This is a genomic window from Litoribrevibacter albus, from assembly GCF_030159995.1.
GTDB classification, from domain to species: domain Bacteria; phylum Pseudomonadota; class Gammaproteobacteria; order Pseudomonadales; family Litoribrevibacteraceae; genus Litoribrevibacter; species Litoribrevibacter albus.
This window is the reverse complement of the sequence record NZ_BSNM01000015.1, coordinates 108,171-123,030: the sequence shown is the minus strand read 5'-3', so window position 1 is coordinate 123,030 and position 14,860 is coordinate 108,171. Positions and strand designations below refer to the sequence as shown.

Here is a 14,860-nt window from a genome sequence, read left to right as displayed (position 1 = left end):
TTCAAGCATTAAAGTCATTAAACCTACAAAATAAACAAATACAGTCGAATTCTCTTTTTTACCACATTTAGAATACCAAACATAATATGAGGTGAGAAAGAATGAGCTTAACAATCGAACATTACCGCCAAGCGATCTGTAGCCACTATTTGGCAGATGAGACAGAAGTAATCAATCATTTAATCAATGATTCAGGCTTGAGTGAGCAGGATCGTCACACCATATCCTCCAATGCTGCGGAGTTAGTACGCAAGGTACGTGCAGAAAGCGCGCCCTCAATTATGGAAAAGTTTTTAGCTCAATACGGTCTGACCACGAAGGAAGGGGTTGCCCTGATGTGTCTGGCTGAAGCGTTGTTGCGTGTACCCGACAGCATTACGATTGATGCACTCATTGAAGACAAAGTGGCAACCGGTAATTGGGAAAGTCATCTCGGTCAATCGGCCTCATCTTTAGTGAACAGTGCAACCTGGGGGCTTCTAATTACCGGAAAGCTACTCAAAGAAGATGAAGATAAGAGCATTGGCTCAACGGTAAAGGGCATCATCAAACGCCTGGGTGAACCGGTGGTTAGAGCCGCTGTAGGTCAAGCGATGAAAGAACTGGGGCGTCAGTTTGTTTTAGGACGCACCATTGGCGAGGCGACCAAACGTGCAGCCAAGCTTGAGCAGAAAGGTTACAGCTACTCCTATGACATGTTGGGTGAGGCCGCGCGTACGGATCATGATGCAGTGCGTTACTACGAAGCCTATGCCAAAGCGATCTCAGAACTGGCTGCGAGCTGCCATAGCGATGATATTCGAACGAATCCGGGAATCTCTGTCAAACTGTCCGCATTACACGCTCGTTATGAAGTAGGTCAGAAAGACCGGGTCATGACAGAGCTTGTACCACGGGTGTTATCCCTGGCTACGCAAGCACGAAAGGCCAATATGGGGTTCAACATTGATGCGGAGGAAGCGGACAGACTGGATCTCTCTTTGGATGTGATCGAAGCCGTACTGGAAGATAAAGGTCTCTCGGGATGGGATGGCTTTGGCATTGTTGTTCAGGCCTTTGGTCCTCGTGCCAGCTATGTATTGGATTGGCTCTACGCAACGGCACAACGGTTAGATCGACGTATTATGGTACGTCTGGTTAAAGGGGCCTACTGGGATGCTGAAATCAAGCGTGCACAGGTACTCGGACTGAACGGTTTTCCGGTGTTTACCCGTAAAATACACTCTGATCTGTCCTATATGTGTTGTGCTGAAAAGCTACTGACAATGACCGATCGCATTTACCCGCAGTTTGCAACCCACAATGCCCATTCCGCAGCGGCGATTCTGACTATGGCGCAGAAAGCCGGGGTTGATAATTTTGAGTTCCAGCGACTTCATGGCATGGGTGAAGCCCTGCACGATACGGTGCTGAAACTCAACAATACACGTTGTCGTATCTATGCGCCGGTCGGAGCTCACCGCGATCTGCTGGCCTACCTTGTGCGCCGCCTGCTTGAAAATGGCGCCAACAGTTCCTTTGTAAATCAGATTGTAGATACCCGCATTACCCCGGAAGAAATTGCTAGAGATCCCTTCTCACAGATTCTTGAAACCGAGGGGGATCTGTCAAATAAAGTGATTGCAAAACCCGCCTCAATCTTTGGCGCGCGACGGTTAAATGCCAAAGGCTGGGATATTACAGATAAGCAAACGTTGGCCGAATTGGAACCGCAACGTAAAGTATTTCAACATGTTAGATGGCAGGCTCAACCGATCATCGCAGGTAGTGCCGCCTCTAATAGCGCCTCTGATAGCGTCAGTAATAGCGCCAGAGTCGAGATTCGTAACCCCGCCGATCCTACTGATCTGGTAGGTACAGTAACGGAGTCGAACCCACAAGACATAGAAACCGCAATTCAGTCCGCAGAAGCGGGTTTCCAGCGCTGGTCCAAAGTACCTGCGTTGGAACGCGCCGCCTGTTTACGACGTGTGGCGGATCTGTTTGAAGCAAATGCAGCTGAATTCTTTGCTTTAGCTTGCCGTGAAGCGGGTAAAAGCCTGCTGGATGCGGTAGGCGAAGTACGAGAAGCTGTGGATTTTGCCCGCTACTACGCCAATCAGGCGGAGCAATTAGAGGCTACCGAAGCACGTGGCATTGTCACCTGTATTTCCCCCTGGAACTTCCCATTGGCGATTTTCTCAGGGCAAGTATTGGCTGCACTGGCATCAGGTAACGCCGTGTTGGCAAAGCCGGCCGATCAGACACCGCTGATCGCCTGCCGTGCGGTAGAACTGATGCATGAAGCAGGCATTCCTGAAGAAGCGCTGCAACTATTGCCCGGTTCCGGTATCGCTGTAGGTGCACCATTAACATCAGATGCACGTATCGCAGCCGTTTGCTTTACCGGCTCGACCCTGACAGCTCAGAACATCAACCGCAATATGGCGAATACGATGGCACCGAATGCCCCTCTGGTCGCAGAAACTGGCGGTATGAATGCGATGATCGTTGACTCAACGGCACTCCCCGAGCAAGTGGTCAGAGATGTCATTATGTCAGCGTTTCAGAGTGCCGGGCAACGTTGTTCCGCATTACGAATGCTCTATCTGCAAGAAGATATCGCCGAGCATCTATTACAGATGCTGTATGGCGCAATGGATGAACTCAGCATCGGTAATCCCTGGTTGCTGAGTACCGACGTTGGCCCGGTAATTGACTCTACGGCACAGGCACGCATTCAACAGCACTGTGCGGCCCTTGAAGCTGAAGGTAAGCTACTGAAGCAGCTGCCTACGCCTGAAGGAGGCACGTTTGTTGCGCCAACGGTGTTGAAAGTTTCTGGCATTGAAGAGCTTGAAGAAGAGATATTTGGCCCAGTACTGCATGTGGCAACTTTCTCAGCCAAAAACCTGGATAACGTAGTCGCATCCATCAACCGTAAAGGCTACGGTCTCACTTTTGGTCTGCACACCCGCGTCAACAGCCGTGTTGATCGTATCGTTAACCAGGTTGCTGTCGGCAATATCTATGTTAACCGCAACCAGATCGGGGCAATTGTTGGCTCCCAGCCCTTTGGCGGAGAAGGCTTGTCTGGAACAGGACCTAAAGCAGGTGGACCGCATTATGTGAAGCGCTTTACCCGTAGCCGTACAGAACCTCATCAAGAAGGCTTTTCTGGTCAGATTATCGATGGTGACAAACTCCATAAGATGATTTCGCAGCTGGATGTAGCAGCCTGGAGGAATGAAACAAACCGATTCCAACAACTACTGCCGGTATTCTCTGAGCAACTCGCCTCATTGCAGGAGGTTTCACACGAAGCCGAAGAGATGCCAGGCCCCACTGGTGAATTGAATTTACTCTCCCAGCTGGGACGAGGGGTGGTTCTCTGCTTAGGGCCGGATGCCAATAGCGCACGCCAACAAGCCGCAGTTGCCCTGCTCCAAGGTAACGCCGTCGTGGTAGTAGCTCAAGGCATTGACGATATGCTGAAACAATGTCACAAGCTCGGGCTACCAGTACAAGGTATGGTTGGACAACTGTCGTTAGATGCCGTATCGAGTGCTGACGGGTTTGCGGCCATCAGCTGTAATTCATCGACAACAGATCTGCGTAATCTACGTCAGGCACTGGCGCAACGTGAGGGCGCGTTATTGCCTATCATCACCGAACTTGATCAACCTGAGCGTTTTGTTATTGAACGCCACCTTTGCATCGACACCACGGCTGCGGGTGGAAATGCGAGTTTGATTGCTGCCTCCGAGTAAAAATTACTCCTGCAGCTAAACCTCTTCCAACATACTTCGTTTAGCCCATCACTGCTTAAACGAAGTCTTCCTCCCCCCGGTCAAACGTCTACTTCTTTCGACCGGGGATTTTTTTTACACATAAAAAAACCTCCCGAAGGAGGTTTTTCGATCTTAAATCAAACCGATTAAGATTCTTTGCCTTTAATACTCAACAACTCAACTTCAAAGATCAATGCTGAGTTAGCAGGAATTTTAGGGCTTGGGCTTTGAGTGCCATACGCCAGATTCGCAGGAACGTACAGTTTCCACTTATCACCTACTTTCATCATTTGTAGCGCTTCGATCCAACCTTTGATCACGCCGCCTACAGGGAAAGTAGCTGGCTGACCACGATCTACCGAGCTATCGAATACAGTGCCATCAACCAAAGTACCATGATAATGAGTAGTTACCATGTCAGAAACTTCTGGCTGAGCTGCGCCTTCTTCACCGCTCTTAAGCACTTCGTACTGAAGACCACTTTCAAGAACCGTAACGCCTTCACGCTCACCGTTTTTCTTCAGGAATTCTTGACCCAAACGAAGGTTCTCATCGTTCAAGGCTTTCATTTTGTCGTCTTGGATAGCACGTACTTCATTGAATGCAGCTGTTAGCTCTTCCATCGACAATCGACGCTCTTTATCAGCCAACGCATCTTGTAAACCCATTGCAATGGCCGCTACATTCATTTCTTCCAGCCCTTCTTGACGCATGCCAGAGCCAACGTTGTAGCCAATGCCATAACTAACTTTGTCGCTGTTGGTCTTTAACTCGACTTCTTTTTCGCCACAACCGCTCAAAATAACCGTTGAAACCAATGCAGCACTTCCTAGTACTGCCGCAATTTTATTCTTTTTGAACATATTAATTCTCAATGTGAGTCATCAAATGAATGTATAAAGCAAACCATCGTAAACCGCCCTTAGAGATTTAACAATTGCTTTTAGTTCCCCATAGATTAAATGTTCATGAAACCTTTGTTAAATAAACCATAGGTTTAAGCTCCATAAATTGATTTAGAGACGTTTTACACAAACTGATACACCGTACGTTTCTTTCCGGGACTGTCATCAGTTAGAATCACAGAATTACTCATGCTCAATCACAAACTGGATCGTGGTTGATAACAACAATAAATAATGAACGTATGCCTAACTTGCCATTCACATTAAAGAAACGTCATTTTAAACAGATTGCCATTGTTGCGGTTTCCTCGGTGAGTATCGTCCTGGCGGCACCTGCGGTAATGAAATCTGAGCTGTTCCGTAAGCTTACGGAAGGAAGCCACCTTCAGTTAGCCGCCAACGTTGGGCCGGATATGGATAACGACGGTATTCCGGATCACCGAGACATCGATATGGATGGTGATGGCATCGACAATCATTACGAATTGCAAACGGGCTATGATCCTCGACGTGCTAACAGTACACCTCCCGACTTGGATAAAGACGGCCTGCCCGATGAAATTGATGTAGACAGAGACGGCGATCGGGTTAATAACCTGCTGGATAAGTTTCCCGACAATAACCGTGAGTGGGGTGACCTCGACGGCGATGGTATCGGGGATAACGCAGACACAGAAAAGGACGGCGACGGCTTTTCCGACAAGGTTGAAATACAACTGGGGACAAACCCCTACGATCCAAACGATTATCCCAAAGACACGGATGGCGATGGCATTCCCGATGTACTGGATGATGACATCGATAACGACGGCTACGCCAACGATAAGGATGTCTTCCCAACCGATCCCAAAGAATGGGCTGACCTGGACGGCGATGGCATCGGTGATAATTCCGACCCTGATCGCGACAACGATGGCATTCGTAACGACTACGAAGAACAGGTCGGGACTGATCCAAACGACGCAAGCAGTGTCCCTCTAGACAGTGATGGCGACGGTATCCCGGACGCCATCGATGATGACCGGGACGGTGACGGCTGCCTGAATACCGAAGATGCCTTCCCTGATGATCCTAAATATTGCAAAGACGCCGATGGCGATGGCATCCCCGATCAAAACGATAAAGATCAGGACGGCGATGGCTACAACAATGATGTCGATGCGTTTCCACTCGATCCGAAAGAATGGAAAGACACCGACGGTGATGGCATTGGCGACAACTCGGACCCGGACATCGACAACGACGGCTACTTAAATGCTAATGATGCCTTCCCGTTTGATCCGAAAGAATGGTCAGACATCGATAAAGATGGCATTGGTGACAACGCTGACCTTGAGCGTGACGGTGACAACATCAGCAATGCATACGAATTGCAGTTAGGCACCGATCCTAATAACCCTGAAAGTGTGCCACCGGATTTTGACTTTGATGGCATTCCCGACGCCCTTGATCCAGACATGGATAACGATGGCTATCTGAACGAGAAAGACGCCTTCCCGCGTAATGCCAAAGAGTGGTCGGATTTGGATAACGACGGGATTGGGGATAACTCGGACAAAGATCGTGATGGCGATGGTATTTCTAACCACTACGAAGAACTGGTTGGAACCGACCCTAATGATCCTAAATCCGTTCCATCAGACATTGATGGCGATGGTATTCCCGACAGCCTAGACCCGGACATGGATGGCGACGGTTACAACAATGAAATCGACGTGTTCCCACGAGATCCCAAAGAATGGTCAGATCTTGATGCGGATGGTATTGGCGATAATTCTGACGCCGATCGTGACGGCGATAAAATCGACAACCACTATGAAGTTCAAGTAGGCACCGATCCGAATGATCCGAACAGTGTGCCACCGGATATGGACGACGATGGCATTCCTGACAGCCTCGATCCTGACCGTGATGGCGATGGCTATGACAATGGTACAGACCTCTTCCCGAATGATCCGACGGAATGGTCGGACATCGATACCGATGGCATTGGCGATAACAAAGACATCGACCGCGACGGAGATCTATTCGCTAACGATGTGGAAGAAATGTTCGATTCCGACCCGAACGATCCGAACAGCTTCCCGGATGATCTGAAACCGGCGCTGGAATTGTCCGGCAGTGACGGCGAAGAAGTCGCCACCGACGTGACCGAGATCAGACTACGCGGGCAAGCCTATGACATTGGTGTCGGTATCGACAAAGTCTACGCCACCAGCGATCGCGTTTCCGGCAGCTACGATGGTAAATTCTTTTATCATTCAGCCTTCGCGATTGTGGTGCCTTTGGAGTTTGGAGAAAACAACATCACCGTTCATGCGATTGATAATGATGGCAACGAACTGACCATCAAACGGGAGGTGATCAGAACGCCGCCACCGCCTCCTGAGTCCAAACAAGGACAGTAAGCGACGTAGAGTCCCTATGTAAAAGGATACTCCGGAAATGCGCCAACGCTGTGGCTTTCCGGGGAGACCCTCCCCCTCAACACCACTAAGCACGTATTCTTAAAAACTTTCTTTCATCAAATACGCGCTGACTTTCGTTCTTACCAAACTGAATCCAAAAACCTGATACAAAACAATAAGTAGCACCTATCCCCTTCACTTTTCACTGGCAAGCTTTACAATTCTGGTATTCAATTAACGTAAGGATGTCGGGCGGTAATTGACCGTACTGGCCGCAATTTCTCAGCAAGGATTCCACTATGTCGTTTGACGAAATCTACCTGAAAGCTAATATCCGAGCGGTTCATAACTGGCCGAAAGAAGGCGTTACCTTTCGAGATATCACTCCATTACTACAGCAACCTAAGCCATTTCGAATGGTCATTGATGCTTTGACTCAGCGTTACATTAATCATGAAATTGATCGTATCGCAGCGATCGACAGTCGTGGTTTCCTAATCGGTTCCGTACTGGCTTATAACCTCAATAAACCACTGATCCTTGTTCGTAAGAAAGACAAACTGCCACCACCAGTTATTTCAGAAAGCTACAACCTTGAATACGGAGCTGCCACGGTAGAGATTCAACAAGGTTCATGTAAGGAAGGCGACAAGGTATTAATCATCGACGACATCATTGCCACAGGCGGCACCATGATGGCCGCCAGCACCTTGTTGAAAAGCCAGGGCGCGGAAGTCTTTGAAGCGGCAGCCTTGATTGACCTGCCAGATCTGAATGGCTCTACACTACTTCAAAACATCGGCATCGGCGTATACAGCCTGTGTGCCTTTGAAGGTGAATCGTAAAAACCAATCTAGAACGATGCTTGAAAGACACCGTCAACAACTCACCAAGAAGCAGCGTCTCACCTGCTAGAAAAGAGAAAGCACCTTTCGTCGGGTCTTTCTCTTTTTTCTATCCTACCCACTTTTATATTCCCCATAGTCGACTAACTTAATGAATACCGTAGTATCAACAAGTTAGGGACTTCTTTTGATATCAATTATTAAAAGGGGCTCTTTTCCCCTGATTTTTAAGGATAACAGGGTTCAAAGAATATGGATGCACAGCTTAACTCTCTGAATAATGCCGTCATCAATCCCATTCTTGGCACGCTGTCTAAGCACCTGACGCTGCCTGATCTGGCTGAGCTTTACCTGCTAACGATTGCGGCGGTGAGTCTTAATCGACAGACCAGTCTTTTTCACTTTGAATCGGATACTTATGGTCTGTTTCGCGTTACGGAAACACAGCATCAGACCTTATGGGATGAGCATTTGGTCAAAGATCCCGACCTTGCCTCTAAAGTCAGAGGACTTGCAAGCCAACATCAGTTTTTGCAATCGCCTCATCAGGAACTCAATATAAACCTTAACTACGCAACCGCTATTGCGGCCTTCGCACTTAGCTTACTTCCCAAGAGCTTTGAGGTAGGGTTAAGCCTTCATCAACAAATTGCTTTAATCAATGAAGTCTTCCCAGGGTTTAAAGGTATCAGTAGAAGAGAATGGCAAAACGCCAACCACCGACTGAGAACACAGGGTACTCAAGCCTGTTTGTTATCGCCAGCTAAGATTGGAAGTAGTGTCGCGGAATGCGCTTAGTAAAGACGACCGATTAGCTGTGGCAGTACGGTTTCGACTTTCTGAATCCGTTGCCCTAAGGTCACTGCATCAAATCCGGCGTCGATCAGTTTATCCACTTCGTACTGGATGAACCCGCCTTCCGGGCCTATCGCTAACACCAAAGGCGTCTGGATATCGCGAGGACAAGTCTCGGACACATAAGGGTGCGCCACAATAGCTCGTTTATCTTGAATCAGCTCTGGCAAGCGATCTTCCACAAAGGGTTTGAATCGTTTCTCAAGCTGAATCGTCATAGGCACCGTATCTACGGATTGCTCTAAACCAAGCTGAACATACTCATCCAACTGATGTAGAAACGGCGATTGCCAATAACTTTTCTCAACCCGATACGAGTTAATCAACACCAAATGAGCAACACCTAACGACGTGAGATTTTGAATCGTGCGACGCAACATTTTTGGCCGAGGTAACGCCAAAATGACAGTCAGAGGCAATTTTTCGGGGGGTTGTTGTGACAGCTCAACGGTTAATGACACCTGATAGTCATCCCCGCTTTTAATTGCATCCGTCACTTCACCTAAGCCCATCAGACCATTAACCAAGCCAACTTTTAAACGTCGACCCGGTTCGGCCTGATGTACCTGATGAATATGCTTAGCCCTGTGATCTGACAGCACCACCTGTGACGTGCTCGCAAAGTCGCGTTCAGTAATCAGAATTAAGTTCACAGGCTAAGCATCCTTCGGATTAATCGAGTACAAGAGGCAAATTAATCCAGGTGCAAAGAGCGCTTTCTGTGCTCATCTTTTTTGGCTTGTTTGATGGCTTTACGTTCTTCCATCGACACACCAATGTGTTCAATGCCCTGCTCTTTTGCCAAGGCAATCTGACGCTGGCGATTACGAGCACGCTCACGAGTAGCATCATCCAACGAATCATAACAGCTTGGGCAAGACACACCGTCTTCGTATTTTTCAGAGGTTTTGTCTTCTTCCGATACCGGCATACGACAAGCGTGACATAACTCAAATGTACCTTTATCCAGGTTATGATCAACGGTCACACGGTTGTCAAAAACGAAGCATTCACCTTTCCACATACTTTCTTCTTGTGGCACTTCTTCCAGGTATTTCAAGATACCACCTTCCAGGTGATAGACTTCTTCAAACCCTTCTTTTTTCATGAACGCAGACGCTTTTTCACAACGAATGCCACCAGTACAGAACATAGCGACTTTCTTGTGCTTAGTTTTGTCTACGTTATTGCGAACATAATCCGGGAATTCACGAAAAATCTGAGTATCCGGGTTTACTGCGTGCTCAAAGGTGCCCACTTCCACTTCGTAGTCGTTACGAGTGTCCAATAGAAGTACGTCAGGGTCAGAAATCAAAGCATTCCAATCCTTTGGCTTCACATAGGTGCCCACTACTTCGTTAGGATCAATGCCATCTATGCCCATGGTCACGATTTCTTTCTTCAGCTTCACTTTCATACGGTAGAAAGGCTGATGCTCATCAAAAGACTCTTTGTGTTCCAAGGCCGCTAAGCGTGGATCACTTTTCAAATACGCCAACAGCGCATCGATGCCCTCACGACTACCCGCAACGGTACCGTTGATGCCTTCTTTGGCTAGCAATAAAGTACCTTTGATGTTGTGCTCATCGCAGAATTCACGCAGAGGCTCACGAATGTCCTGGTAATTGTCCAAGGTCACAAAGCGATACATAGCCGCAACTACAAACGGCTGTGAAGAAGTGTGTTCAGTCATTTTCTAACTCAATTAATCGTAATTATAAGAATGCTATAAGGTGAAACAGCAACACAGCATTAACGATCCTAATTATTAGTGATCATTTTTACTGCCAATCATGGCTAGTGCTGATCGTGTTTACTGCCACCCATACAGTTTGGTGACGCAGGTGCAGACTGCGCTTGCTCGTATTCTTCCGGTGTATAGGTGTGCAAAGCCAATGCATGGATCGAATCCATCACTTCGCTTAAGGCACCGTATACTTGCTGATGACGTGCTACAGAACGTTTGCCTTCAAACTTATCAGTAACCAAAACCACCTTGAAATGCGACTCTGAACCTTCAGGAACATTGTGCATATAGCTTTCGTTGAGAACTTCGAAATACAGAGGTTCAAAATTTGAACGAATTAACGCTTCGATTTGTGCTTGAATTTTCATAAGGGTCAGCCTGCTTATCACTCAGCCGTATATTGAATTTTGTACCCAAGGCTTTCCCTGCGCTTTTCCTGTCGGAATCAGGGCTGAGTAAAACACTCGGATATTAAAAAGGCCGGCATTGTAACAAAGCTATGGATCATGGCACAAATATTTGTACAAGGGATGATCAACTACCGATGACTGAACACATTCTGCCAACTCGTTTCTGTGACGCTGAAGAAGATTATCTGCCATCAGCAAGGCTGCTGGAGCTCTCAGATAATCGAACGCTGGAATACTTTGAGTTTGGTGACCCTCAAGGCGTGCCGATTCTTTATCATCACGGTATGCCAGGATCAGCAATGGAAGCGGCTGCCTTGCATCAGGTGTTTCTACGCCACGGATTAAAGCTGATTAGCCCAAACCGTCCCGGTATCGGTTCTTCCTCCCCTGCACAAGAATACTGCCTGGCCCAAATTACAGCCGACACCCAAGCATTACTGGATCATCTAGGCCATTCAAAGGTCACCGTCATTGGCTGGTCTTCCGGCGGAGTTCCTGCCCTTTGGTTAGCCAAGCACGCCAGCACACAGGTACAAAAAGTCATTTTATTGAGCAGCTACAGCCATTTCTCTGAGTTAGAACAAGCCCCCTTTCACCACGTAGGCCAAGCCTCATGGTTGAAGTTTTTCACATCGAAAGTGCCAAGATTGAGTCAGTTGGTATTTCTATGTGCCGGCTACTTAGCTAATAAACTCCCCAGGTTGTACTTCTACTTCATGACCCAACAATGCCATTACCAGGATGTGGACATCCTGAGCAATTACCCCCGACTAGGTGAAATGCTCCTGGAGGCTCAACGCCGCTCATTCAGTCAGAGCTACTCCAGTTTATATAAAGACTTGGTCAGTCAGTTTGAGCAATGGCCGTTTCATCTGAACAGCATTCAATGTCCTGTTTCGATCTTCCAAGGCGACTGCGATCCATTTGTCTCTGAACGCATTGGTCAGCACCTGGCAGATTGTTTACCGAATGCGGACTACAACTTATTGTCTGGTCAGGGCCATCTATATTGGCTCGAAAACAGCTTCCAATACCGACTTGCCCACCTTTGCCAAATCTAAACCTCAAACAATTGCTTATGCCAATTATTACAAGAAAATCAGTCACTAAAGCCTTCAGAAGAGTTGCAAAAGGCCGACAAAGCAACTACTACTTTAAGTAATTAATTATCCTTTTAATGAGGATGAGCAACTCGAACTCTTGGTTTATAAAAAATATGGATGCAAAAACTTCCAAACTCCTGGCATCTGCACTGGATCTTACTGAAAACGGCATCATGATATTGGATCGCTTTGATAAAGTGGTCTACAGCAACCAAATGGCATCAGAGCTTTTTGGCTATGAAAAGGAAAACATTCGCGGTAAAGAATACGATGACCTGATTCGACATGCCTATGAAGCACAACATGGCTTATCCATTCAGGCCACCGACATTGAAGAGTGGCTTTCAGAGGCCGTGCTCCATCGAAGAACCGAGGTCTACCGTTCTTTTGAAGTGGACAGTCTTGATGGCCGTTGGTTCTTGATCGTTGAACAATTACTTGAAGACGATCATTTGTGTATCTTCTTCTTTGACCAGACTGAAGAAAAAGAAACTCAGGACGAACTCATTCAGTCTAAAAATCTGCTGAATGAAGCTGCCAGCAATGACCTGATGACCGGCCTGTTGAATCACCGTACATTTGTGGAACGCGCACGCCAGGAAATCAGTCGTGGTTATAGAGCCAACAAAGCCACCGCTCTTTTACTGGTCGATTTATGCAAGCTTAAAGACATCAACGACAAGTTTGGACATTACGCGGGAGATCACTGCCTGGTTCAGGTTGCACATCATCTCTGCGACTTATACAGAGATTATGACTTGATTGGACGATTGGATGGCGATGAGTTTGCCATTCTTCTTTCCGGCGCAAACTATGAAGAAACCGAGATCATTGCACGCAGAACGCAAAGCTTATTTGAACAACTGAATCTTGAATTTGAAGGGCGTGTGTTTCAGACCTCAATCAACATTGGCGGTCATGTACTAGGTCGTTCTCAACTCCCCTTCGATCAAATGTACCACAATGCTGAAGAAGCCCTGTTAGAGGCAAAAGCCAAAGGGAACGGTTCAGTATTAATCACCTGATCGTGATATTGAAATCTGACGCTGATAGACATAAAAAATCCCGCCAAGGCGGGATTTTTTATGTCTGTATGCACTTAGAATACGTGCGCCAGTTTTAAAGCAAAGACGAACGCAACCAACCAAACAGCGCCACTTACATCTTTAAAGCGTCCGGTTACAGCCTTACCTACCGCATAGGTGATAAAGGCCAAACCAATACCATCAGCAATAGAGAAGGTTAACGGCATACCCAACGCAGCCACGAACACAGGCGCCGCTTCGGTCAAGTCATCCCAGGTCACATGACGCAATTCAGACATCATAAGCACCGCCACATATAACAATGCAGGTGCCGTTGCGTAAGAAGGCACTAGTCCGGCAATCGGAGCAAAGAACAACGACAACAAGAACAAGATACCCACAACCACGGCCGTCAGACCAGTTCGACCACCTTGCGCAATACCTGACGTACTCTCAACGTAACTGGTTACCGTTGATGAACCAAGAATCGCACCGGCAACACTCGCACCAGAGTCAGCCACCATCGCTTTACCTACGTTTTCAATCTTGCCATCTTCGTCTACAAGATCCGCTTTCTGAGCCACCGCTAATAACGTACCGGAGGTATCAAACAAATCCACAAAAACAAACGCGAAGATCACAGAAACCATCGCACCTTCCATGACACGAGAGAAATCCATCTGCCAGAAAGTTGGGGCAATACTTGGTGGTAGAGAGACTAAGTTACCTACTTCCTGACCAGTAATGGCCACTGAAATAGCGGTAACAACCAAAACACTCAACAGTACATCACCTGGCACTTTACGGTACTCAAGCGCAAGAATCATGAACAAACCAACCGCAGCAAGCAATGGACCTTTTTGAGTGAAGTCACCAAGCGTTACAAAGGTCGCAGGATGATCAACCACAATGCCCGCGTTCTTCAAGGCAATCAGAGAAAGGAACAAACCAATACCGGCGGCAATACCGAAGCGCAGATTCTTTGGAATACTGTTCATAATCCATTCACGGATCTTGAAGGCACTCAAACCAAAGAAGATTAAACCAGCCACAAATACAGCACCCAATGCCTCTTGCCAGGTGTACCCCATTGAGCCACACACGGTAAAGGCGAAGAAAGCGTTCAAGCCCATCGCTGGGGCCAACGCCACAGGGAAGTTAGCCAAGAAGCCCATTAAAATACAACCAAAAGCAGCCGAAATGGCGGTCGCTGTAAACAGAGAACCTTTGTCCATACCCGTAGTAGACAGGATGTCCGGGTTAACAAACAGGATATAGGCCATAGTTAAGAATGTGGTTAAGCCCGCAACTACTTCGGTCTTAACATTCGTGTTATGTGCTGATAATTTGAATAGTTTTTCCAACATAGCTCTTCGTCTTTTTGGATTAGTTTTTATTAGATTAATCGAGTCGTATAGGGGTTAACAATACGGCCAACTCCTGACCAAACAGTCAGATTATGTACAATGAAAAACCAAGATACCAGTACTAATTTCTAATCCATCCAACTAGACCATGAGATTTCCGATAAACAATTCATCAACCAACAACCCATAATAAAAAGTTTTGATACAACAATAATTCCTTTAGTTTTCAATAAATTAAAAAACAATAAAATCAAAGACAAACAAGTGTTTTTTCAGCCATTCAACCCAGTTATCTGTTTTTATATAAAAAGTGATATCCAGCCTTTTGTTATTAATACGAGCACTAAAACACACACAAAAACAAACGCTGAATAACAAAATTCATCTCGGAATGGCCTAAATCGAATGTCTCCTGAAAGGTTTTC

Annotated in this window: 11 protein-coding genes; 6 read left to right on the top strand and 5 right to left on the bottom strand. The window is 47.0% G+C overall.

Annotated features, from left to right (window positions below; all coding sequences use genetic code 11):
• Positions 1 to 101 precede the first annotated feature (101 nt).
• Positions 102 to 3,749 (top strand): bifunctional proline dehydrogenase/L-glutamate gamma-semialdehyde dehydrogenase PutA, encoded by a 3,648-nt coding sequence (putA, locus tag QQL66_RS13100; protein WP_284381972.1) that lies wholly within the window; start codon positions 102 to 104, stop codon positions 3,747 to 3,749.
• Positions 3,750 to 3,916: 167 nt separating this feature from the next.
• On the opposite strand, the gene bamJ is transcribed toward putA, so the two are convergent.
• The gene (bamJ, locus tag QQL66_RS13095; RefSeq protein ID WP_284381971.1) at positions 3,917 to 4,633 is read right to left on the bottom strand and encodes a BamJ family beta-barrel-assembly machinery protein; all 717 of its coding nucleotides are present in this window, start codon (positions 4,631 to 4,633) and stop codon (positions 3,917 to 3,919) included.
• A 257-nt stretch (positions 4,634 to 4,890) separates the two neighbouring features.
• Here bamJ and QQL66_RS13090 point away from each other — a divergent pair, with 257 nt between their 5' ends.
• The 3 genes from QQL66_RS13090 (at position 4,891) to QQL66_RS13080 (ending at position 8,726) form a co-directional block, all read left to right on the top strand.
• Complete coding sequence (locus QQL66_RS13090) at positions 4,891 to 7,083, top strand: thrombospondin type 3 repeat-containing protein (RefSeq protein WP_284381970.1); 2,193 nt, start codon at positions 4,891 to 4,893, stop codon at positions 7,081 to 7,083.
• Positions 7,084 to 7,382: 299 nt separating this feature from the next.
• Positions 7,383 to 7,928, top strand: a complete 546-nt coding sequence (locus tag QQL66_RS13085; protein ID WP_284381969.1) for an adenine phosphoribosyltransferase — start codon at positions 7,383 to 7,385, stop codon at positions 7,926 to 7,928.
• A 252-nt stretch (positions 7,929 to 8,180) separates the two neighbouring features.
• On the top strand, positions 8,181 to 8,726 hold the full coding sequence (locus QQL66_RS13080) for a hypothetical protein (RefSeq protein ID WP_284381968.1): 546 nt from the start codon (positions 8,181 to 8,183) through the stop codon (positions 8,724 to 8,726).
• Here the strand turns inward: QQL66_RS13080 and QQL66_RS13075 are convergent.
• The 3 genes from QQL66_RS13075 to QQL66_RS13065 form a co-directional block, all read right to left on the bottom strand.
• The gene (locus QQL66_RS13075) at positions 8,723 to 9,436 is read right to left on the bottom strand and encodes a 16S rRNA (uracil(1498)-N(3))-methyltransferase (protein WP_284381966.1); all 714 of its coding nucleotides are present in this window, start codon (positions 9,434 to 9,436) and stop codon (positions 8,723 to 8,725) included. The genes QQL66_RS13080 and QQL66_RS13075 overlap by 4 nt on opposite strands.
• Before the next feature lie 41 nt (positions 9,437 to 9,477).
• The gene (gene trhO / locus QQL66_RS13070) at positions 9,478 to 10,476 is read right to left on the bottom strand and encodes an oxygen-dependent tRNA uridine(34) hydroxylase TrhO (protein WP_284381965.1); all 999 of its coding nucleotides are present in this window, start codon (positions 10,474 to 10,476) and stop codon (positions 9,478 to 9,480) included.
• A gap of 104 nt (positions 10,477 to 10,580) precedes the next feature.
• Positions 10,581 to 10,898, bottom strand: coding sequence for a BolA/IbaG family iron-sulfur metabolism protein (locus QQL66_RS13065; protein ID WP_284381964.1), 318 nt, complete (start codon positions 10,896 to 10,898; stop codon positions 10,581 to 10,583).
• A 176-nt stretch (positions 10,899 to 11,074) separates the two neighbouring features.
• On the opposite strand from QQL66_RS13065, the gene QQL66_RS13060 reads away from it, so the two are divergent.
• Positions 11,075 to 12,001 carry an alpha/beta fold hydrolase gene (locus QQL66_RS13060; protein ID WP_284381963.1) on the top strand — a complete coding sequence of 309 codons (927 nt, stop codon included), beginning with the start codon at positions 11,075 to 11,077 and terminating at the stop codon, positions 11,999 to 12,001.
• 155 nt (positions 12,002 to 12,156) lie between these two features.
• Positions 12,157 to 13,068, top strand: a complete 912-nt coding sequence (locus QQL66_RS13055) for a sensor domain-containing diguanylate cyclase (protein ID WP_284381961.1) — start codon at positions 12,157 to 12,159, stop codon at positions 13,066 to 13,068.
• 74 nt (positions 13,069 to 13,142) lie between these two features.
• Here QQL66_RS13055 and QQL66_RS13050 read toward each other — a convergent pair whose 3' ends face one another.
• Positions 13,143 to 14,435 carry an NCS2 family permease gene (locus QQL66_RS13050; RefSeq protein ID WP_284381960.1) on the bottom strand — a complete coding sequence of 431 codons (1,293 nt, stop codon included), beginning with the start codon at positions 14,433 to 14,435 and terminating at the stop codon, positions 13,143 to 13,145.
• Positions 14,436 to 14,860 lie beyond the last annotated feature (425 nt).